Source organism: Burkholderia mayonis (assembly GCF_001523745.2).
In the GTDB taxonomy this organism is placed as follows: domain Bacteria; phylum Pseudomonadota; class Gammaproteobacteria; order Burkholderiales; family Burkholderiaceae; genus Burkholderia; species Burkholderia mayonis.
Map to the genome: position 1 here is coordinate 345863 of NZ_CP013386.1, position 18888 is coordinate 364750.

The window sequence follows — 18888 nt, forward strand, 5'->3', positions numbered from 1 at the left end:
GCCGGGTTCCGGTTCTCGGTGGGTTGATTCCTGGGCGCTAGCCCTGGGTCGCATACGCGTTCCGGAGTGTCACGCACGTCGGATTTCGCTTTGCCCGAGGCCGACGTGTCGTTTTTGGTCAATTTCAGGAATAAACAATGCCAACCATCAATCAACTGGTTCGCAAAGGCCGCACGTCGGAAACGACGAAGAGCAAGAGCCCGGCCTTGCAGGACTGCCCCCAGCGTCGCGGCGTGTGCACCCGTGTGTACACGACGACGCCGAAGAAGCCGAACTCGGCACTCCGTAAGGTCGCCAAGGTTCGTCTGACGAACGGCTTCGAAGTGATTTCGTACATCGGCGGTGAAGGCCACAACCTGCAGGAACACTCGGTTGTGCTGATCCGCGGCGGCCGTGTGAAGGACTTGCCGGGTGTGCGTTACCACATGGTTCGCGGCTCGCTGGATACGCAGGGCGTCAAGGACCGTAAGCAAGCTCGCTCGAAGTACGGCGCGAAGCGTGCGAAGGCTGCGAAGTAAGCTGCCTCTGAATGGAGATCGCCTCCGGGCGGTTAAGGCGGTGGTGCCGGATTGCCGGTGCTGTCGAGTAAGTGGTCACCCGGCCAAGCTGGTTAGTCGAGCAGATGAGATCGGGTTAGTTGGTGACCGCGGGGCTTTCGAGCTCCAACTGAACAGGTAAAGGAAGAAACATGCCGCGTCGTCGCGAAGTCCCCAAGCGGGAAGTGTTGCCGGATCCGAAGTACGGCAACGTAGATGTAGCCAAGTTCATGAACATGCTGATGTTGTCCGGCAAGAAGTCGGTCGCTGAACGCATCGTTTATGGCGCATTCGAACAAATCCAGACCAAGGGTGGCAAGGACCCGCTGGAAGTGTTCACGGTTGCGCTCAACAACGTGAAGCCGGTCGTCGAAGTGAAGAGCCGTCGCGTTGGTGGTGCCAACTATCAGGTTCCGGTCGAAGTGCGCCCGTCGCGTCGTATGGCATTGGCGATGCGCTGGTTGCGCGAGGCTGCGAAGAAGCGTAGCGAGAAGTCGATGGCGCTGCGTCTGGCCGGTGAGCTCTCCGAAGCGGCTGAAGGCCGCGGCGGCGCGATGAAGAAGCGCGACGAAGTTCACCGGATGGCGGAAGCCAACCGGGCGTTCTCGCACTTCCGTTTCTAAGCGCCAGGCTGGGCTGTTAGCGGAAAAATTCCGGGCGGGTGCGCTTTTCGAGCGCCTCGCCCGTTTGTGTTGAGGTGTGCTGCGACAAGGGTCGCATCGCGCCAACCAATAGAGGATCAAAGTGGCTCGTAAGACTCCTATCGAGCGCTACCGCAACATCGGTATTAGCGCTCACATCGACGCCGGCAAAACGACGACGACCGAGCGCATTCTGTTTTACACCGGTGTGAACCACAAGATCGGTGAAGTTCACGACGGCGCTGCAACGATGGACTGGATGGAGCAGGAACAGGAGCGTGGCATCACGATCACGTCCGCTGCGACCACCGCCTTCTGGAAGGGCATGGGCGGCAACTATCCGGAACACCGCATCAACATCATCGACACCCCGGGGCACGTCGACTTCACGATCGAAGTGGAGCGCTCGATGCGCGTCCTCGACGGTGCGTGCATGGTCTACTGCGCAGTGGGCGGCGTGCAGCCGCAGTCGGAAACGGTGTGGCGCCAGGCGAACAAGTACAAGGTGCCGCGTCTTGCGTTCGTCAACAAGATGGACCGTACCGGCGCGAACTTCTTCAAGGTCTACGACCAACTGAAGACGCGTCTGAAGGCGAACCCGGTGCCGGTGGTGGTGCCGATCGGCGCGGAAGAAACCTTCAAGGGCGTCGTCGACCTCATCAAGATGAAGGCGATCATTTGGGACGAGGCGTCCCAAGGCACGAAGTTCGACTACGTCGACATCCCGGCTGAACTCGCCGATACGTGCAACGAGTGGCGCGAGAAGATGGTTGAAGCAGCGGCCGAATCGAGCGAAGACTTGATGAACAAGTATCTCGAGGCGGGCGAGCTGGCCGAGGCGGAAATCGTCAAGGGCCTGCGAGATCGCACGATCGCTTGCGAAATCCAGCCGATGCTGTGCGGTACCGCGTTCAAGAACAAGGGCGTGCAGCGTATGCTCGACGCCGTGATCGACTTCCTGCCGTCGCCGGTCGATATTCCGCCGGTTACGGGCGAACTCGAAAATGGCGAGAAGACGGAACGCCGCGCTGCCGACGACGAGAAATTCTCGGCGCTCGCGTTCAAGATCATGACCGACCCGTTCGTCGGGCAACTGATCTTCTTCCGCGTGTATTCGGGTGTGGTGAATTCGGGCGATACGCTGCTCAACGCGACCAAGGACAAGAAGGAACGTCTCGGCCGTATTCTGCAGATGCACGCGAACCAGCGCGAAGAAATCAAGGAAGTGCGCGCCGGCGACATCGCCGCGGCGGTCGGCCTGAAGGAAGCGACGACGGGCGACACGCTGTGCGATCCGGCACATCCGATCGTGCTCGAACGCATGATTTTCCCGGAGCCGGTGATTTCGCAGGCAGTCGAGCCGAAGACGAAGGCTGACCAGGAAAAGATGGGCCTGGCGCTCAACCGTCTCGCTCAGGAAGATCCATCGTTCCGCGTGCAGACCGACGAAGAATCCGGTCAAACGATCATTTCGGGCATGGGCGAGCTCCACCTCGAAATCCTGGTTGACCGGATGAAGCGTGAGTTCGGCGTGGAAGCGACGGTCGGCAAGCCACAGGTGGCATATCGCGAAACCATTCGCAAGTCGGCCGCGGATGTGGAAGGCAAGTTCGTCAAGCAGTCGGGCGGCCGTGGTCAGTATGGCCATGCGGTGATTACGCTTGAGCGCAGCGAGCAAGGCAAGGGTTATGAATTCGTTGATGCGATCAAGGGCGGTGTGATTCCTCGCGAATTCATTCCTTCGGTCGACAAGGGTATTCAGGAAACCCTGAAGAGCGGTGTGATGGCAGGCTTCCCGGTGGTGGACGTCAAGGTCACGCTGACTTTCGGCTCGTACCACGACGTCGACTCGAACGAAAATGCGTTCCGCATGGCTGGTTCGATGGCGTTCAAGGAAGCAATGCGCCGCGCCGATCCGGTTCTGCTCGAGCCGATGATGGCTGTGGAAGTCGAGACGCCTGAAGATTTCATGGGCAACGTGATGGGCGATCTGTCGGGTCGTCGCGGCATCATTCAGGGCATGGATGACATGGTCGGCGGCGGCAAGATCGTTCGCGCCGAAGTGCCGCTGTCGGAAATGTTCGGCTACTCGACGTCGCTGCGTTCGCTGACGCAAGGTCGTGCAACGTACACGATGGAGTTCAAGCACTACGCTGAAGCTCCGAAGAACGTTGCTGATGCGATCATCAGCGCCAAGTCGAAGTAACTCGACAATACAACTGATTATTTTTGAAAGAAGAGAGTCATGGCAAAAGGCAAATTCGAGCGGACCAAGCCGCACGTGAACGTTGGTACGATTGGTCACGTTGACCACGGCAAGACGACGCTGACGGCGGCGATCACGACGGTGCTGACGAAGAAGTTCGGCGGCGAAGCGAAGGCATACGACCAGATCGACGCGGCGCCGGAAGAAAAGGCGCGCGGCATCACGATCAACACGGCGCACGTGGAATACGAGACGGCGAACCGCCACTACGCGCACGTCGACTGCCCGGGCCACGCTGACTACGTGAAGAACATGATCACGGGCGCGGCGCAGATGGACGGCGCGATCCTGGTGTGCTCGGCGGCAGACGGCCCGATGCCGCAAACGCGTGAGCACATTCTGCTGGCGCGTCAGGTTGGCGTTCCGTACATCATCGTGTTCCTGAACAAGTGCGACATGGTGGACGACGCGGAACTGCTCGAGCTGGTCGAGATGGAAGTGCGCGAACTGCTGTCGAAGTACGACTTCCCGGGCGACGACACGCCGATCATCAAGGGTTCGGCGAAGCTGGCGCTGGAAGGCGACACGGGCGAGCTGGGCGAAGTGGCGATCATGAACCTGGCGGACGCGCTGGACACGTACATCCCGACGCCGGAGCGCGCGGTCGATGGTGCGTTCCTGATGCCGGTGGAAGACGTGTTCTCGATCTCGGGCCGCGGTACGGTGGTGACGGGTCGTGTCGAGCGCGGCGTGATCAAGGTTGGTGAGGAAATCGAAATCGTCGGTATCAAGCCGACGGTGAAGACGACCTGCACGGGCGTGGAAATGTTCCGCAAGCTGCTGGACCAGGGTCAGGCAGGCGACAACGTCGGTATCCTGCTGCGCGGCACGAAGCGTGAAGACGTGGAGCGCGGCCAGGTTCTGGCGAAGCCGGGTTCGATCACGCCGCACACGCACTTCACGGCTGAAGTGTACGTGCTGTCGAAGGACGAAGGTGGTCGTCACACGCCGTTCTTCAACAACTACCGCCCGCAGTTCTACTTCCGTACGACGGACGTGACGGGCTCGATCGAGCTGCCGAAGGACAAGGAAATGGTGATGCCGGGCGACAACGTGTCGATCACGGTGAAGCTGATTGCGCCGATCGCGATGGAAGAAGGTCTGCGCTTCGCGATCCGCGAAGGTGGCCGTACCGTCGGCGCCGGCGTCGTCGCCAAGATCATCGAGTAATATCGACGATCCGCAGTTTGTAGTAATATTCAGCGCCCGAGGCCGGGCGCCCGCTCTCCGCGGATGCCCGGTCCTACGTTCTTTTTGTGATCCGGCGGTGCAATATCGCCTCGCTCTTTTGAAGGAATCGCCATGCAGCAGCAAAAAATCCGCATTCGCCTGAAGGCTTTCGACTATCGTCTGATTGATCAGTCGGCTGCCGAGATCGTCGACACGGCAAAGCGGACCGGCGCGATCGTCCGTGGCCCCGTGCCGCTGCCGACGCGTATCCAGCGCTTCGATATCCTCCGTTCGCCGCACGTCAACAAGACGTCGCGCGACCAGCTTGAAATCCGCACCCACCAGCGCCTGATGGACATCGTCGACCCGACCGACAAGACGGTCGACGCGCTGATGAAGCTCGACCTGCCGGCTGGCGTCGACGTGGAAATCAAGCTGCAATAAGGCTTCCAGCGCCGCCCGGCTTGCCGGGTCGCGCTAAGTCATTGATTGCTTGCGGAAAACGAGGGGCCTCGCTATAATGCAAGGCTTTTCGCGTATTTGCGTAAAAAGCTGGCGACCTGGGGCCTCCCTGGGTCACGGCGTTTTGTAAATTAGCCCCGACCAATCGCAGTCGGGAATGGAGAAAACGATGAGCCTTGGACTCGTAGGTCGCAAGGTTGGCATGACCCGTATCTTCACGGCTGAAGGGGATTCGATTCCCGTCACCGTGCTCGACGTGTCGGACAACCGCGTGACGCAGATCAAGACTGTTGAAACCGACGGCTACACGGCCGTGCAGGTTGCATTCGGCTCCCGCCGCGCATCGCGCGTGACGAAGCCGCTGGCAGGTCATCTCGCCAAAGCCGGTGTCGAAGCCGGTGAAATCCTCAAGGAATTCCGCATCGATGCGGCCAAGGCAGCCGAGCTGTCGAATGGTTCCATCGTCGGTCCGGATCTGTTCGAAGTGGGTCAGAAGGTCGACGTGCAAGGCGTGTCGATCGGTAAGGGCTACGCCGGCACGATCAAGCGTTACAACTTCGGTTCCGGCCGTGCGTCGCACGGTAACTCGCGCTCGCACAATGTGCCGGGCTCGATCGGCATGGCGCAGGATCCGGGTCGTGTGTTCCCGGGCAAGCGCATGACGGGTCACATGGGTGACGAGACGGTGACGGTTCAGAACCTCGAAATCGCTCGCATCGACGCCGACCGCAAGCTGCTGCTCGTCAAGGGTGCAGTTCCGGGTGCGAAGGGCGGCAAGGTTTTCGTGACGCCGGCCGTGAAGACGCGTGCCGTGAAGGGGGCGAAATAATGGAACTCAAGCTCCTGAATTCGAATGGTCAGGAAGGTGCGGTGGTCAACGCGTCGGACGTCGTGTTCGGCCGTGACTACAACGAGGCGCTGATCCACCAGGTCGTCGTTGCTTACCAGGCGAATGCTCGCCAGGGCAACCGCGCCCAGAAGGATCGCGAGCAAGTCAAGCACACGACCAAGAAGCCGTGGCGCCAGAAGGGTACGGGCCGTGCTCGTGCCGGTATGTCGTCGAGCCCGCTGTGGCGTGGCGGCGGCCGGATCTTCCCGAACTCGCCCGACGAAAACTTCTCGCACAAGGTCAACAAGAAGATGCATCGCGCAGGTCTCTGCTCGATCTTCTCGCAGCTGGCTCGCGAAGGCCGTCTGTCGGTCGTCGAGGACATCGTTCTCGAGGCGCCGAAGACCAAGCTGCTGGCCGACAAGTTCAAGGCCATGGGTCTCGAATCCGTGCTGGTCATCACCGACACGGTCGACGAAAACCTGTACCTCGCGTCGCGCAACCTGCCGCACGTGGCAGTTGTCGAGCCGCGCTACGCTGACCCGCTGTCGCTGATCTACTTCAAGAAAGTGCTGGTCACGAAGGCTGCGGTCGCCCAGATCGAGGAGTTGCTGTCATGAGCGAGATTCGCAAGAACGATCATCGTTTGATGCAGGTCCTGCTCGCACCGGTGATCTCCGAAAAGGCGACGCTGGTTGCCGACAAGAACGAGCAAGTCGTGTTCGAAGTCGCACCGGATGCCACGAAGCAGGAAGTGAAGGCGGCTGTCGAGCTGCTGTTCAAGGTTGAAGTTGATTCGGTCAACGTGCTGGTTCAGAAGGGCAAGCACAAGCGCTTCGGCCGCTCGATGGGCCGCCGCAAGGACGTGAAGAAGGCATACGTGTGCCTGAAGCCCGGCCAGGAAATCAACTTTGAAGCGGAGGCCAAGTAATCATGGCAATCGTGAAAGTTAAGCCGACTTCGCCGGGTCGCCGCGCGATGGTCAAGGTGGTCAACAAGGATCTGCACAAGGGTAAGCCGCACGCAGCGCTGCTCGACACGCAGAGCTCCAAGGCTGGCCGCAACAACAACGGCCGCATCACGACGCGTCACCAGGGTGGTGGTCACAAGCAGCACTACCGCGTGATCGATTTCCGTCGCACGAAGGACGGCATCCCGGCGAAGGTCGAGCGTCTCGAGTACGACCCGAACCGCAGCGCGAACATCGCGCTGGTGCTGTACGCCGACGGCGAACGCCGTTACATCATCGCGCCGAAGGGCGTGACGGTCGGCCAGCAGCTGATGTCGGGTTCGGAAGCGCCGATTCGTGCAGGCAACACGCTGCCGATCCGCAACATTCCGGTCGGTACGACGATCCACTGCATCGAAATGCTGCCGGGCAAGGGCGCGCAGATGGCGCGTTCGGCCGGTACGTCGGCGATGCTGCTGGCTCGCGAAGGCCTGTACGCGCAGGTTCGTCTGCGTTCGGGCGAAATCCGCCGCGTGCACATCGAGTGCCGCGCGACGATCGGTGAAGTCGGCAACGAAGAGCACAGCCTGCGCCAGATCGGCAAGGCCGGTGCAAATCGCTGGCGCGGTATCCGCCCGACGGTCCGTGGCGTTGCAATGAACCCGGTCGACCACCCGCACGGTGGTGGCGAAGGCAAGACTGCAGCGGGTCGCGACCCGGTGAGCCCGTGGGGCACGCCGGCGAAGGGCTTCCGTACGCGTCGCAACAAGCGCACGACGACGATGATCGTCCAGCGCCGTCACAAGCGTTAAGGAGTAGGCAATGGCACGTTCTGTTAAAAAAGGTCCGTTCTGCGACGCCCATTTGCTGAAGAAAGTTGAGGCGGCTGCAGCTTCGCGCGACAAGAAGCCGATCAAGACCTGGTCGCGTCGTTCGACGATCCTTCCGGACTTCATCGGTCTGACGATCGCCGTGCACAACGGCCGTCAACACGTTCCGGTGTACATCTCGGAAAACATGGTCGGCCACAAGCTTGGCGAGTTCGCACTGACCCGTACGTTCAAGGGTCATGCGGCCGACAAGAAGGCCAAGAAATAAGGGGCTATCAAGATGGAAGTGAAAGCAATTCATCGCGGTGCCCGCATCTCGGCGCAGAAGACGCGCCTTGTGGCTGACCAGATCCGCGGTTTGCCGGTCGACAAGGCGCTGAACGTTCTGACGTTCTCGCCGAAGAAGGCGGCTGGCATCGTGAAGAAGGTCGTGCTGTCGGCGATCGCGAATGCGGAGCACAACGAAGGCGCCGATATCGACGAGCTCAAGATCAAGAGCATCTATGTCGACAAGGCGGCATCGCTCAAGCGTTTCACCGCGCGCGCCAAGGGCCGCGGCAACCGCATTGAGAAGCAATCCTGTCACATCACTGTGACGGTCGGGAATTAAGGGGTCATACGATGGGACAGAAAATTCATCCGACTGGCTTCCGTTTGGCCGTCAGCCGCAATTGGGCGTCGCGCTGGTACGCGAACAACAACAATTTCGCGGCGATGTTGCAGGAAGACATCGGTGTTCGTGAATACCTGAAGAAGAAGCTGAAGAACGCTTCGGTCGGTCGCGTCGTCATCGAGCGTCCGGCAAAGAACGCGCGCATCACGATTTTCAGCTCGCGTCCGGGTGTCGTCATCGGTAAGAAGGGCGAGGATATCGAACTGCTGAAGACGGAACTGCAGCGCCGCATGGGTGTTCCGGTTCACGTCAACATCGAAGAAATCCGCAAGCCGGAAACCGATGCGCAGCTGATCGCCGATTCGATCACGCAACAGCTCGAGCGCCGGATCATGTTTCGCCGCGCGATGAAGCGTGCGATGCAGAACGCGATGCGTCTTGGCGCCCAAGGCATCAAGATCATGAGCGCCGGTCGTCTGAACGGCATCGAAATCGCCCGTACCGAATGGTACCGCGAAGGCCGCGTGCCGCTGCATACGCTGCGCGCCGACATCGACTACGCGACGTCGGAAGCGAAGACGACGTACGGCGTCATCGGCGTCAAGGTGTGGGTGTACAAGGGCGATACGCTCGGCCGCAACGACGCGCCGGTGGTGGAAGAAGTAGCCGAAGACAAGCGTCCGCGTCGCAATGCGCGTCCGGGCGACCGTCGCCCGCGCCGTGACGGCGAAGGCGGTGCTCCGGGTGCTCGCCGTGGCGCACCGCGCCGTGGCGCCGGCAAGCCGGAAGACGGCAAGACTGGAGAATAACGATGCTGCAACCGAAACGCAGGAAGTATCGCAAAGAGCAGAAGGGGCGTAACACCGGTATCGCCACGCGCGGCAACGCCGTGTCGTTCGGTGAGTTCGGCCTGAAGGCTGTCGGTCGCGGCCGTTTGACCGCGCGTCAGATCGAGGCGGCGCGTCGTGCAATGACGCGTCACATCAAGCGTGGCGGCCGCATCTGGATTCGCATCTTCCCGGACAAGCCGATTTCTCAGAAGCCGGCCGAAGTGCGGATGGGTAACGGTAAGGGTAACCCTGAGTACTACGTCGCCGAGATTCAGCCGGGCAAGATGCTGTACGAAATGGATGGCGTAACCGAAGAACTGGCACGTGAAGCGTTCCGTCTGGCCGCAGCGAAGCTGCCGCTGAAGACGACGTTCATCGTGCGTCAGCTCGGCGCCTAAGGAGAAAACATGAAGGCTTCCGAACTTCTCCAGAAAGATCAGGCCGCGCTCAACAAGGAGCTGTCGGACCTGTTGAAGGCGCAATTCGGCCTGCGCATGCAACTCGCGACCCAGCAGCTCACGAACACGAGCCAGCTGAAGAAGGTTCGTCGCGACATCGCACGTGTGCGGACCGTCCTGACTCAGAAGGCGAACCAGAAATGAACGATAGCGTGAAAACCTCGCTGAAGCGGACGCTCGTCGGTAAGGTCGTCAGCAACAAGATGGACAAGACCGTCACCGTGCTGGTCGAGCACCGCGTCAAGCACCCGATCTACGGCAAGTATGTCGTGCGTTCGAAGAAGTACCACGCGCACGATGAAGCGAACACCTACAACGAAGGCGATCTCGTCGAAATCCAGGAAACCCGTCCTGTTTCGAAGACGAAGGCCTGGGCGGTGTCGCGTCTCGTCGAGGCAGCCCGCGTGATCTAAGCGGGATCAGGCAGTAAAGGCACTTCGGCAACGAAGTGCTTGAAATCGCAAAGTTTTTGCTTGCGTGACCGGGATTATTTGTTATAATCCCGGTCTTCCCTCTTTATGGGAGCCCCGTCGCGGGCGAAGTGACTGGTGGGGGAAGCGGACTGGCGTCAGGCCTGCTCCGAAGGATTCACCGATTTGCGATGGCGGGTTTCGTTTGCCGTCGCTGCTGTTCCAACCCAAGCAGCCGATTGGCTGACGGGACCAAGACTGACCGTATGCGCCATGGTGGCGTATCCGGATTAAGTTGGGAAAGACAAACCATGATCCAGACCGAATCTCGGCTTGAAGTGGCCGACAACACGGGTGCGCGTGAAGTCATGTGCATCAAGGTGCTCGGCGGCTCGAAGCGTCGTTATGCCAGCATTGGCGACATCATCAAGGTGAGCGTCAAAGAGGCAACGCCGCGCGGGCGCGTGAAGAAAGGCGAAATCTACAACGCCGTGGTGGTCCGCACCGCCAAGGGCGTTCGTCGTCAAGACGGCTCGCTGATCAAGTTCGACGGCAACGCCGCTGTGCTTTTGAATAACAAGCTCGAGCCGATCGGCACCCGTATTTTCGGGCCGGTCACGCGTGAGTTGCGTAGCGAACGATTCATGAAGATCGTCTCGCTGGCGCCGGAAGTGCTGTAAGGAGTCGCGATGAACAAGATTCGCAAGGGTGACGAAGTGATCGTCGTCACCGGCAAGGACAAGGGCAAGCGCGGTGTCGTGCTGGCCGTGGGCGCCGAGCATGTGACGGTCGAGGGCATCAACCTCGTCAAGAAGCATGTGAAGCCGAACCCGATGAAGGGGGCGACGGGCGGCGTGGAAGCGAAGACGATGCCGCTGCATATTTCGAACGTCGCACTGGTCGACGCGAACGGCAAGGCTTCGCGTGTTGGCATCAAGGTCGAGGATGGCAAGAAGGTTCGCTTCCTGAAGACGACCGGTGCCGTGCTGAGCGCCTGACGCTGCGGAGTAGAGAAATGGCACGTTTTCAAGAGTTTTATAAAGAGAAGGTTGTTCCCGGCCTGATCGAGAAGTTCGGCTACAAGTCGGTCATGGAAGTGCCGCGCATCACCAAGATCACCCTGAACATGGGTCTTGGCGAAGCGGTCGCCGACAAGAAGATCATCGAGAACGCCGTTGGCGACCTGACGAAGATCGCGGGTCAAAAGCCGGTCGTGACGAAGGCTCGCAAGGCAATCGCGGGCTTCAAGATCCGCCAGGGCTACCCGATCGGGGCGATGGTCACGCTGCGTGGCCGTGCGATGTACGAATTTCTCGATCGTTTCGTGACGGTTGCGCTGCCCCGCGTGCGCGACTTCCGCGGCGTGTCGGGTCGTGCTTTCGATGGCCGCGGCAATTACAACATCGGTGTGAAAGAGCAGATCATTTTCCCCGAAATCGATTACGACAAGATCGACGCGCTGCGTGGGCTGAACATCAGCATCACGACGACCGCGAAGACCGACGACGAAGCGAAGGCTCTGCTCGCCAGCTTCAAGTTCCCGTTCAGAAACTGAGGTTACCGTGGCTAAACTGGCACTGATCGAACGTGAAAAGAAGCGCGCTCGCCTTGCGCAAAAGTACGCTCCGAAGCGTGCTGAACTGAAGGCGATCATCGACGACGCGAGCAAGTCCGAAGAGGAGCGTTACGCCGCTCGTTTGGAACTGCAGCAACTGCCCCGCAACGCAAACCCGACCCGCAAGCGTAACCGCTGCGCGATCACGGGCCGTCCGCGTGGCACGTTCCGCAAGTTCGGCCTCGCGCGCAACAAGATTCGTGAAATCGCATTCCGTGGCGAGATTCCTGGCCTGACCAAGGCGAGCTGGTAATAGGAGAAACATAAATGAGCATGAGTGATCCTATCGCCGATATGCTGACTCGCATCCGCAACGCGCAGATGGTCGAGAAGGTTTCGGTGGCGATGCCCTCGTCGAAGGTCAAGGTTGCGATCGCGCAGGTCCTGAAGGACGAAGGCTATATCGACGATTTCGCCGTGAAGGCGGACGGCGCGAAGGCCGAACTGAACATCGCGCTGAAGTACTACGCGGGCCGTCCGGTCATCGAGCGCCTCGAGCGCGTGTCGAAGCCGGGCCTGCGCGTGTACCGCGGCCGTAACGAGATTCCGCAGGTCATGAACGGCCTCGGTGTGGCAATCGTGTCGACGCCAAAGGGCGTGATGACCGACCGCAAGGCGCGCGCTACGGGCGTCGGCGGCGAAGTCATCTGCTATGTCGCTTAAAGCCGAAAGGAGAGAGGAACATGTCTCGAGTAGGTAAGAGCCCGATCGCGCTGCAAGGCGCGGAAGTCAAGCTGGCCGACGGCTCCATCACCGTCAAGGGGCCGCTGGGCACGATCACGCAAGCGGTCAATCCGCTCGTGAGCGTGGCGAACAACGACGGCACGCTGAACCTGTCGCCGGTTGACGACAGCCGCGAAGCAAATGCACTGTCGGGCACGATGCGCGCGATCATCGCGAACATGGTGCACGGCGTGACCAAGGGTTTCGAGCGCAAGTTGACGCTGGTTGGCGTCGGTTATCGTGCGCAAGCGCAAGGCGACAAGCTGAACCTGTCGCTGGGTTTCTCGCACCCGGTGGTGCACCAGATGCCGGAAGGCATCAAGGCTGAAACCCCGACGCAAACCGAAATCGTGATCAAGGGGATCAACAAGCAACAAGTCGGTCAAGTGGCTGCGGAAGTCCGCGGTTACCGTCCGCCGGAGCCTTACAAGGGCAAGGGCGTGCGCTATTCCGACGAGGTTGTGATCCTCAAAGAAACGAAGAAGAAGTAAGGGTGCGCAATCATGGATAAGACTCAATCTCGCCTGCGCCGCGCTCGCCAGACGCGTATCAAGATCGCTGAGTTGCAGGTCGCGCGTCTCGCCGTGCATCGCACGAACACGCACATCTACGCGCAAGTGTTTTCGCCCTGCGGCACCAAGGTGCTCGCCAGCGCGTCGACGCTCGAAGCGGAAGTGCGTGCTCAGCTTGCCGACAAGTCGGGCAAGGGTGGCAACGTTAACGCTGCGACGCTGATCGGCAAGCGCATTGCTGAGAAGGCCAAGGCCGCCGGCATCGAATCCGTCGCCTTCGACCGCTCGGGCTTCCGCTACCACGGCCGCGTGAAGGCGCTGGCTGAGGCAGCTCGTGAAGCTGGGCTCAAGTTCTAAGGAAGGAATTCGTCATGGCAAAGATGCAAGCGAAAGTTCAGGCTGACGAGCGCGACGACGGCCTTCGCGAAAAAATGATTTCGGTCAATCGCGTGACCAAGGTCGTGAAGGGTGGCCGGATTCTCGGCTTCGCCGCGCTGACCGTGGTCGGCGATGGTGACGGCCGTATCGGTATGGGCAAGGGCAAGGCGAAGGAAGTGCCGGTCGCTGTCCAGAAGGCAATGGAACAGGCTCGCCGCAACATGTTCAAGGTGCCGCTCAAGAACGGCACGCTGCAACACGAAGTGCACGGCAAGCACGGCGCGTCGGCAGTCCTCCTCGCTCCGGCGAAGGGCGGCACGGGCGTGATCGCCGGCGGCCCGATGCGCGCGGTGTTCGACGTGATGGGCGTGCAGAACGTCGTTGCGAAGAGCCACGGTTCGACGAATCCGTACAACCTCGTTCGTGCGACGCTGGACGGCCTGCGCAAGCAGTCGACCCCGGCCGACATCGCGGCGAAGCGCGGCAAGTCCGTCGAAGATATTTTGGGCTAAGCCCAGGTGGTCACCATGTCTGAAAAAACTGTCAAGGTTCAGCTCGTGAAGAGCCTGATCGGGACCCGCGAAACGCACCGCGCTACCGTGCGCGGTCTGGGTCTGCGCCGTCTCAACTCGGTCAGCGAGCTGCAGGATACGCCGGCGGTGCGCGGGATGATCAACAAGGTCTCGTACCTCGTGAAGGTCATCGGTTAAGCGGCCGACTACGGATCAAGGAGTTGATATGGAATTGAATAACCTGAAGCCGGCCGAAGGCGCGAAGCACGCTAAGCGTCGCGTCGGTCGCGGCATCGGTTCTGGCCTCGGCAAGACGGCCGGCCGTGGTCACAAGGGTCAGAAATCGCGTTCGGGCGGCTTCCACAAGGTCGGCTTCGAAGGCGGTCAGATGCCGCTGCAGCGTCGTCTGCCGAAGCGGGGCTTCACGTCGCTGACGAAGGAATTCGTCGGTGAAGTGCGCCTCTCCGACCTCGAGAAGCTGCCGGTCGACGAAATCGATCTGCTCGCTCTGAAGCAAGCCGGCCTCGTCGGCGAACTGACGAAGAGCGCGAAGATCATCGCGACGGGCGAACTGAAGCGCAAGATCGTCGTCAAGGGTCTGGGTGCGACGAAGGGTGCGCGCGCCGCGATCGAAGCGGCCGGCGGTTCGTTTGCCGAGTGACACGCAACGCGTGCCGTCACTAGCATTTGCATCGGAGAAGATACTTGGCTAACAGTCCGAGTCTCGCAAAACCCGGTCGAAGCACGGCGAAGTTCGGCGATCTGCGCCGGCGTGCAATGTTCTTGCTGCTGGCGCTGATCGTCTATCGCATCGGCGCGCACATTCCGGTGCCGGGCATCGACCCGGATCAACTGGCGAAGCTGTTCCAGAGCCAGGCGGGCGGCATCCTGGGCATGTTCAACATGTTCTCGGGTGGCGCGCTGTCGCGCTTCACGATCTTTGCGCTGGGGATCATGCCGTACATTTCGGCGTCGATCATCATGCAGCTGATGGCGATCGTGTCGCCGCAGCTCGAGGCGCTGAAGAAGGAAGGGCAGGCCGGACAGCGGAAGATCACGCAGTACACGCGGTACTTCACCGTGGTGCTCGCGACGTTCCAGGCTTTCGGCATCGCCGCCGCGCTGGAGAACCAGCCGGGGCTCGTGACCGATCCGGGCGCGGTGTTCCGTCTGACGACGGTCGTCACGCTGGTGACGGGCACGATGTTCCTGATGTGGCTCGGCGAGCAGATCACCGAGCGCGGTCTCGGCAACGGTATCTCGATCATCATCTTCGGCGGGATCGCAGCAGGGTTCCCGAATGCCGTCGGTGGGCTGTTCGAGCTGGTGCGCACGGGTTCGATGAGCATCATTTCGGCGATCATCATCGTCGTTCTGATTGCCGCGGTGACTTACCTGGTCGTGTTCATCGAACGCGGTCAGCGCAAGATCCTCGTGAACTACGCGAAGCGTCAGGTCGGCAACAAGATCTACGGCGGGCAGTCGTCGCACCTGCCGCTGAAGCTGAACATGTCGGGCGTGATCCCGCCGATCTTCGCGTCGTCGATCATCCTGTTCCCGGCGACGATCCTGAGCTGGTTCAGCTCGGGCGAGCGCAAGGGCTGGCTGTCCGATACGCTGCACAACGTCGCGGAAGCGCTGAAGCCGGGCCAGCCGGTGTACGTGCTGTTGTACACGCTGGCAATCGTGTTTTTCTGCTTCTTCTACACCGCGCTGGTGTTCAACAGCAGGGAAACCGCGGACAACCTGAAGAAGAGCGGCGCGTTCGTTCCGGGCATCCGTCCGGGCGACCAGACCGCACGGTACATCGACCGGATCCTCACGCGTCTCACGCTGGCCGGTGCGGTCTATATCGTCTTCGTGTGTCTGCTGCCGGAGTTCCTGGTGCTGCGCTGGAACGTGCCGTTTTATTTTGGTGGAACGTCGCTGCTGATCATTGTCGTCGTCACGATGGACTTCATGGCGCAGGTGCAGTCGTACGTTATGTCGCAACAGTATGAGTCGCTGCTCAAGAAGGCCAACTTCAAGGGCGGCAACATCCCAATGCGTTAAAAAGGACCTATGGCCAAGGACGATGTAATCCAGATGCAGGGTGAGGTGATCGAAAACCTTCCGAATGCGACCTTCCGGGTGAAGCTGGAAAACGGCCATGTCGTATTGGGACATATCTCCGGAAAGATGCGGATGCACTACATTCGTATCCTTCCCGGCGACAAGGTGACGGTTGAATTGACGCCTTACGATCTGTCTCGTGCACGGATCGTGTTCCGGGCGAAGTGATTTAGAAAAAGGGTAATATCATGAAAGTGATGGCATCGGTTAAGCGCATTTGCCGCAATTGCAAGATCATCAAGCGCAAAGGCGTGGTTCGCGTGATCTGCAGCTCGGATCCGCGTCACAAGCAACGTCAAGGCTGACTGCGCGTTTGTTTGCGCTTTTTGTTTGAGGAACAACAATGGCTCGTATCGCAGGGGTTAACATCCCGAACCACCAGCATACCGAAATCGGTCTGACGGCGATTTTTGGTATCGGCCGCACGCGCGCGCGCAGCATTTGCGCGGCTTCTGGTGTGGCTTTCTCGAAGAAGGTCAAGGACCTGACCGACGCAGACCTCGAAAAGCTGCGTGAAGAAGTGGGCAAGTTTGTCGTCGAAGGCGATCTGCGCCGTGAAGTGACGATGAACATCAAGCGCCTGATGGATCTCGGCTGCTATCGTGGCGTGCGTCATCGCAAGGGCCTGCCCCTGCGTGGCCAGCGTACGCGTACGAACGCCCGTACTCGCAAGGGTCCGCGTCGCGCAGCACAAGCGCTGAAGAAATAAGCGGAACTGACAGTTACAGGAAAACGTAATGGCTAAGGCTTCGAACTCCGCGGCGCAACGCGTTCGCAAAAAGGTTAAGAAGAACGTCGCTGAAGGCGTGGTTCACGTTCACGCGTCGTTCAACAACACGATCATCACGATCACCGATCGCCAGGGCAATGCGCTGGCGTGGGCGACGTCGGGCGGCCAGGGCTTCAAGGGCTCGCGCAAGTCGACGCCGTTCGCCGCACAGGTGGCTGCCGAGTCGGCTGGCCGCGTGGCGATGGAATATGGCGTGAAGAATCTGGAAGTGCGGATCAAGGGCCCCGGCCCGGGCCGCGAGTCAGCGGTGCGCGCACTGCACGGCCTCGGCATCAAGATCACTGCGATTTCGGATGTGACGCCGATTCCGCACAACGGCTGCCGTCCGCCGAAGCGTCGCCGCATCTAACGATGCGTTGGCGCCTTGCCTGTCGCCGCCATGCGTCGACGGGCTGCGCTTTTTTTGAAGGCGCATTTGATTGATTAAGCCCACCGTTCGTCCCAAAGGGCGCGAACTAGCGCGGATTCAGGTCCGCGTGACCGATAGATAGAGGAATGCAAAGTGGCACGTTATATCGGCCCCAAAGCCAAGCTGTCCCGCCGTGAAGGCACCGATCTGTTCCTGAAGAGCGCGCGCCGCTCGCTCGCCGACAAATGCAAGCTCGACAGCAAGCCGGGTCAGCACGGCCGTACCTCGGGTGCGCGCACGTCGGATTACGGCACGCAGCTCCGCGAAAAGCAGAAGGTCAAGCGCATCTACGGCGTGCTGGAGCGTCAGTTCCGCCGCTACTTCGCTGAAGCCGATCGCCGCAAGGGCAACACGGGTGAAAACCTGCTGCAACTGCTCGAGTCGCGTCTCGACAACGTCGTGTACCGCATGGGCTTCGGTTCGACCCGCGCTGAAGCGCGTCAGCTCGTGAGCCACAAGGCCATCACGCTGAACGGCGTCGTCGCGAATATCCCGTCGCAGCAAGTGAAGCCTGGCGACGTGATCTCGATTCGCGAAAAGTCGAAGAAGCAGGCGCGTATCGTCGAAGCGCTGTCGCTGGCCGAGCAAGGCGGCCTGGCGAGCTGGGTTGCGGTCGATGCGAAGAAATTCGAAGGCACATTCAAGCAAGTGCCGGAGCGCGCCGACATCGCGGGCGACATCAACGAAAGCCTGATCGTCGAATTGTATTCGCGTTAATCCGATTGATGGCCGAGGAATCCTGCTCATTGCGTTTCGCAAGGCAGGGCCTCGGCTGTTCATTTTCAGGTTGTTACCGGTCAGCCTTATCGGTGTAACGAGCCGAGGGTATTGAAAAGGAAAACCTATGCAAACCAGTTTGTTGAAACCCAAGATCATCGCCGTGGAATCGCTTGGCGAGAACCACGCGAAAGTGGTGATGGAGCCGTTCGAACGCGGTTACGGCCACACCTTGGGCAATGCGCTTCGCCGCGTACTGCTGTCGTCGATGGTCGGCTATGCGCCGACCGAAGTGACGATCGCCGGTGTCGTGCACGAGTATTCGACGCTTGATGGTGTGCAAGAGGACGTCGTCAACCTGCTGCTGAACCTGAAGGGCGTGGTGTTCAAGCTGCATAACCGCGACGAAGTCACGGTGACGCTGCGCAAGGAAGGCGAAGGCGTCGTGACGGCCGGCGATATCGAACTGGCCCACGACTGCGAAGTCATCAACCCGAATCACGTGATCGCGCATCTGTCGAAGGGCGGCAAGCTCGACGTGCAGATCAAGGTCGAAAAGGGTCGCGGCTATGTGCCGGGCAACGTGCGCCGCTATGGCGACGAAACGGCGAAGATCATTGGCCGCATCGTCCTCGACGCGTCGTTCTCGCCGGTTCGCCGCGTGAGCTATGCGGTCGAGAGCGCGCGTGTCGAACAGCGTACCGATCTCGACAAGCTCGTGATGAACATCGAAACGAGCGGCGTCATCACGCCGGAAGAAGCGATCCGCCAATCGGCACGCATCCTCGTCGACCAGCTGTCCGTGTTCGCGGCGCTGGAAGGCACGGAAACGGCCGCGGAAGCGCCGTCGCGCGCGCCGCAGATCGACCCGATCCTGCTGCGCCCGGTCGATGATCTCGAGCTGACCGTCCGTTCGGCGAATTGCCTGAAGGCCGAAAACATCTACTATATCGGCGACCTGATCCAGCGCACGGAAAACGAGCTGCTGAAGACGCCGAACCTCGGCCGTAAGTCGCTGAACGAGATCAAGGAAGTGCTCGCTTCGCGCGGTCTCACGCTGGGCATGAAGCTCGAGAACTGGCCGCCGGCTGGTCTCGACAAGTAATTCCGGTTATCGCTGTAACTG

The 18888-nt window shown here is 60.5% G+C and carries 32 protein-coding genes; all 32 read left to right on the top strand.

The window, feature by feature from the left end:
* Positions 1–137: 137 nt before the first annotated feature.
* The 32 genes from rpsL (at position 138) to WS70_RS01890 (ending at position 18867) form a co-directional block, all read left to right on the top strand.
* Positions 138–518, top strand: a complete 381-nt coding sequence (gene rpsL, locus WS70_RS01735; RefSeq protein ID WP_010106973.1) for a 30S ribosomal protein S12 — start codon at positions 138–140, stop codon at positions 516–518.
* A gap of 170 nt (positions 519–688) precedes the next feature.
* Complete coding sequence (rpsG, locus tag WS70_RS01740; protein ID WP_004198359.1) at positions 689–1159, top strand: 30S ribosomal protein S7; 471 nt, start codon at positions 689–691, stop codon at positions 1157–1159.
* Positions 1160–1280: 121 nt separating this feature from the next.
* Entirely contained in the window at positions 1281–3383 is a 2103-nt protein-coding gene (gene fusA / locus WS70_RS01745) for an elongation factor G (RefSeq protein ID WP_059472181.1), read from the top strand.
* 39 nt (positions 3384–3422) lie between these two features.
* Positions 3423–4613: an elongation factor Tu gene (gene tuf / locus WS70_RS01750; RefSeq protein ID WP_038802782.1), complete on the top strand. Its 1191-nt coding sequence runs from the start codon at positions 3423–3425 to the stop codon at positions 4611–4613.
* A 132-nt stretch (positions 4614–4745) separates the two neighbouring features.
* The gene (rpsJ, locus tag WS70_RS01755) at positions 4746–5057 is read left to right on the top strand and encodes a 30S ribosomal protein S10 (protein ID WP_004199280.1); all 312 of its coding nucleotides are present in this window, start codon (positions 4746–4748) and stop codon (positions 5055–5057) included.
* A gap of 187 nt (positions 5058–5244) precedes the next feature.
* On the top strand, positions 5245–5904 hold the full coding sequence (gene rplC / locus WS70_RS01760) for a 50S ribosomal protein L3 (RefSeq protein WP_059472253.1): 660 nt from the start codon (positions 5245–5247) through the stop codon (positions 5902–5904).
* Positions 5904–6524 (top strand): 50S ribosomal protein L4, encoded by a 621-nt coding sequence (gene rplD, locus WS70_RS01765; RefSeq protein ID WP_006029285.1) that lies wholly within the window; start codon positions 5904–5906, stop codon positions 6522–6524. Before rplC ends, rplD begins: the two co-directional genes overlap by 1 nt.
* Positions 6521–6835: a 50S ribosomal protein L23 gene (rplW, locus tag WS70_RS01770; protein ID WP_059472183.1), complete on the top strand. Its 315-nt coding sequence runs from the start codon at positions 6521–6523 to the stop codon at positions 6833–6835. Before rplD ends, rplW begins: the two co-directional genes overlap by 4 nt.
* A 2-nt stretch (positions 6836–6837) precedes the next feature.
* Complete coding sequence (rplB, locus tag WS70_RS01775) at positions 6838–7665, top strand: 50S ribosomal protein L2 (protein WP_059472184.1); 828 nt, start codon at positions 6838–6840, stop codon at positions 7663–7665.
* Between the two features lie 10 nt (positions 7666–7675).
* Positions 7676–7951, top strand: a complete 276-nt coding sequence (rpsS, locus tag WS70_RS01780; RefSeq protein WP_004199273.1) for a 30S ribosomal protein S19 — start codon at positions 7676–7678, stop codon at positions 7949–7951.
* Positions 7952–7963: 12 nt separating this feature from the next.
* On the top strand, positions 7964–8293 hold the full coding sequence (gene rplV / locus WS70_RS01785) for a 50S ribosomal protein L22 (protein WP_004199272.1): 330 nt from the start codon (positions 7964–7966) through the stop codon (positions 8291–8293).
* Between the two features lie 11 nt (positions 8294–8304).
* A complete protein-coding gene (gene rpsC / locus WS70_RS01790; RefSeq protein ID WP_010106966.1) occupies positions 8305–9105 on the top strand; it encodes a 30S ribosomal protein S3 in 801 nt (266 codons plus the stop codon).
* A 2-nt stretch (positions 9106–9107) separates the two neighbouring features.
* Positions 9108–9524, top strand: coding sequence for a 50S ribosomal protein L16 (rplP, locus tag WS70_RS01795; RefSeq protein ID WP_006029288.1), 417 nt, complete (start codon positions 9108–9110; stop codon positions 9522–9524).
* 9 nt (positions 9525–9533) lie between these two features.
* Positions 9534–9728, top strand: coding sequence for a 50S ribosomal protein L29 (rpmC, locus tag WS70_RS01800; protein WP_004199856.1), 195 nt, complete (start codon positions 9534–9536; stop codon positions 9726–9728).
* Entirely contained in the window at positions 9725–9997 is a 273-nt protein-coding gene (gene rpsQ / locus WS70_RS01805) for a 30S ribosomal protein S17 (RefSeq protein ID WP_004201274.1), read from the top strand. Before rpmC ends, rpsQ begins: the two co-directional genes overlap by 4 nt.
* A gap of 308 nt (positions 9998–10305) precedes the next feature.
* Positions 10306–10674 (top strand): 50S ribosomal protein L14, encoded by a 369-nt coding sequence (rplN, locus tag WS70_RS01810; RefSeq protein WP_004197951.1) that lies wholly within the window; start codon positions 10306–10308, stop codon positions 10672–10674.
* Positions 10675–10683: 9 nt separating this feature from the next.
* Positions 10684–10992, top strand: coding sequence for a 50S ribosomal protein L24 (gene rplX / locus WS70_RS01815; RefSeq protein ID WP_059472185.1), 309 nt, complete (start codon positions 10684–10686; stop codon positions 10990–10992).
* A 17-nt stretch (positions 10993–11009) separates the two neighbouring features.
* The gene (gene rplE / locus WS70_RS01820; protein ID WP_004202757.1) at positions 11010–11549 is read left to right on the top strand and encodes a 50S ribosomal protein L5; all 540 of its coding nucleotides are present in this window, start codon (positions 11010–11012) and stop codon (positions 11547–11549) included.
* A gap of 7 nt (positions 11550–11556) precedes the next feature.
* Positions 11557–11862, top strand: coding sequence for a 30S ribosomal protein S14 (gene rpsN / locus WS70_RS01825; RefSeq protein WP_010106961.1), 306 nt, complete (start codon positions 11557–11559; stop codon positions 11860–11862).
* A gap of 14 nt (positions 11863–11876) precedes the next feature.
* Positions 11877–12272 carry a 30S ribosomal protein S8 gene (rpsH, locus tag WS70_RS01830; protein WP_059472186.1) on the top strand — a complete coding sequence of 132 codons (396 nt, stop codon included), beginning with the start codon at positions 11877–11879 and terminating at the stop codon, positions 12270–12272.
* 20 nt (positions 12273–12292) lie between these two features.
* Positions 12293–12823, top strand: a complete 531-nt coding sequence (rplF, locus tag WS70_RS01835; protein ID WP_010106957.1) for a 50S ribosomal protein L6 — start codon at positions 12293–12295, stop codon at positions 12821–12823.
* A gap of 12 nt (positions 12824–12835) precedes the next feature.
* Positions 12836–13201, top strand: a complete 366-nt coding sequence (gene rplR, locus WS70_RS01840) for a 50S ribosomal protein L18 (protein ID WP_010106956.1) — start codon at positions 12836–12838, stop codon at positions 13199–13201.
* A 14-nt stretch (positions 13202–13215) separates the two neighbouring features.
* Entirely contained in the window at positions 13216–13734 is a 519-nt protein-coding gene (gene rpsE, locus WS70_RS01845) for a 30S ribosomal protein S5 (RefSeq protein ID WP_010106955.1), read from the top strand.
* Between the two features lie 15 nt (positions 13735–13749).
* The gene (gene rpmD / locus WS70_RS01850; protein WP_010106952.1) at positions 13750–13932 is read left to right on the top strand and encodes a 50S ribosomal protein L30; all 183 of its coding nucleotides are present in this window, start codon (positions 13750–13752) and stop codon (positions 13930–13932) included.
* 28 nt (positions 13933–13960) lie between these two features.
* The gene (gene rplO, locus WS70_RS01855) at positions 13961–14395 is read left to right on the top strand and encodes a 50S ribosomal protein L15 (protein WP_010106951.1); all 435 of its coding nucleotides are present in this window, start codon (positions 13961–13963) and stop codon (positions 14393–14395) included.
* 44 nt (positions 14396–14439) lie between these two features.
* The gene (gene secY, locus WS70_RS01860; protein WP_006029294.1) at positions 14440–15786 is read left to right on the top strand and encodes a preprotein translocase subunit SecY; all 1347 of its coding nucleotides are present in this window, start codon (positions 14440–14442) and stop codon (positions 15784–15786) included.
* Between the two features lie 9 nt (positions 15787–15795).
* Positions 15796–16014, top strand: a complete 219-nt coding sequence (gene infA, locus WS70_RS01865) for a translation initiation factor IF-1 (RefSeq protein ID WP_004521905.1) — start codon at positions 15796–15798, stop codon at positions 16012–16014.
* A gap of 20 nt (positions 16015–16034) precedes the next feature.
* Positions 16035–16151: a 50S ribosomal protein L36 gene (gene rpmJ / locus WS70_RS01870; RefSeq protein WP_004199844.1), complete on the top strand. Its 117-nt coding sequence runs from the start codon at positions 16035–16037 to the stop codon at positions 16149–16151.
* A gap of 38 nt (positions 16152–16189) precedes the next feature.
* A complete protein-coding gene (gene rpsM, locus WS70_RS01875) occupies positions 16190–16555 on the top strand; it encodes a 30S ribosomal protein S13 (protein ID WP_010106948.1) in 366 nt (121 codons plus the stop codon).
* A 28-nt stretch (positions 16556–16583) separates the two neighbouring features.
* The gene (gene rpsK, locus WS70_RS01880; RefSeq protein ID WP_010106947.1) at positions 16584–16985 is read left to right on the top strand and encodes a 30S ribosomal protein S11; all 402 of its coding nucleotides are present in this window, start codon (positions 16584–16586) and stop codon (positions 16983–16985) included.
* Between the two features lie 153 nt (positions 16986–17138).
* On the top strand, positions 17139–17762 hold the full coding sequence (gene rpsD, locus WS70_RS01885; RefSeq protein WP_059598025.1) for a 30S ribosomal protein S4: 624 nt from the start codon (positions 17139–17141) through the stop codon (positions 17760–17762).
* A gap of 127 nt (positions 17763–17889) precedes the next feature.
* Positions 17890–18867, top strand: a complete 978-nt coding sequence (locus tag WS70_RS01890; RefSeq protein ID WP_009888441.1) for a DNA-directed RNA polymerase subunit alpha — start codon at positions 17890–17892, stop codon at positions 18865–18867.
* Positions 18868–18888: the final 21 nt, after the last annotated feature.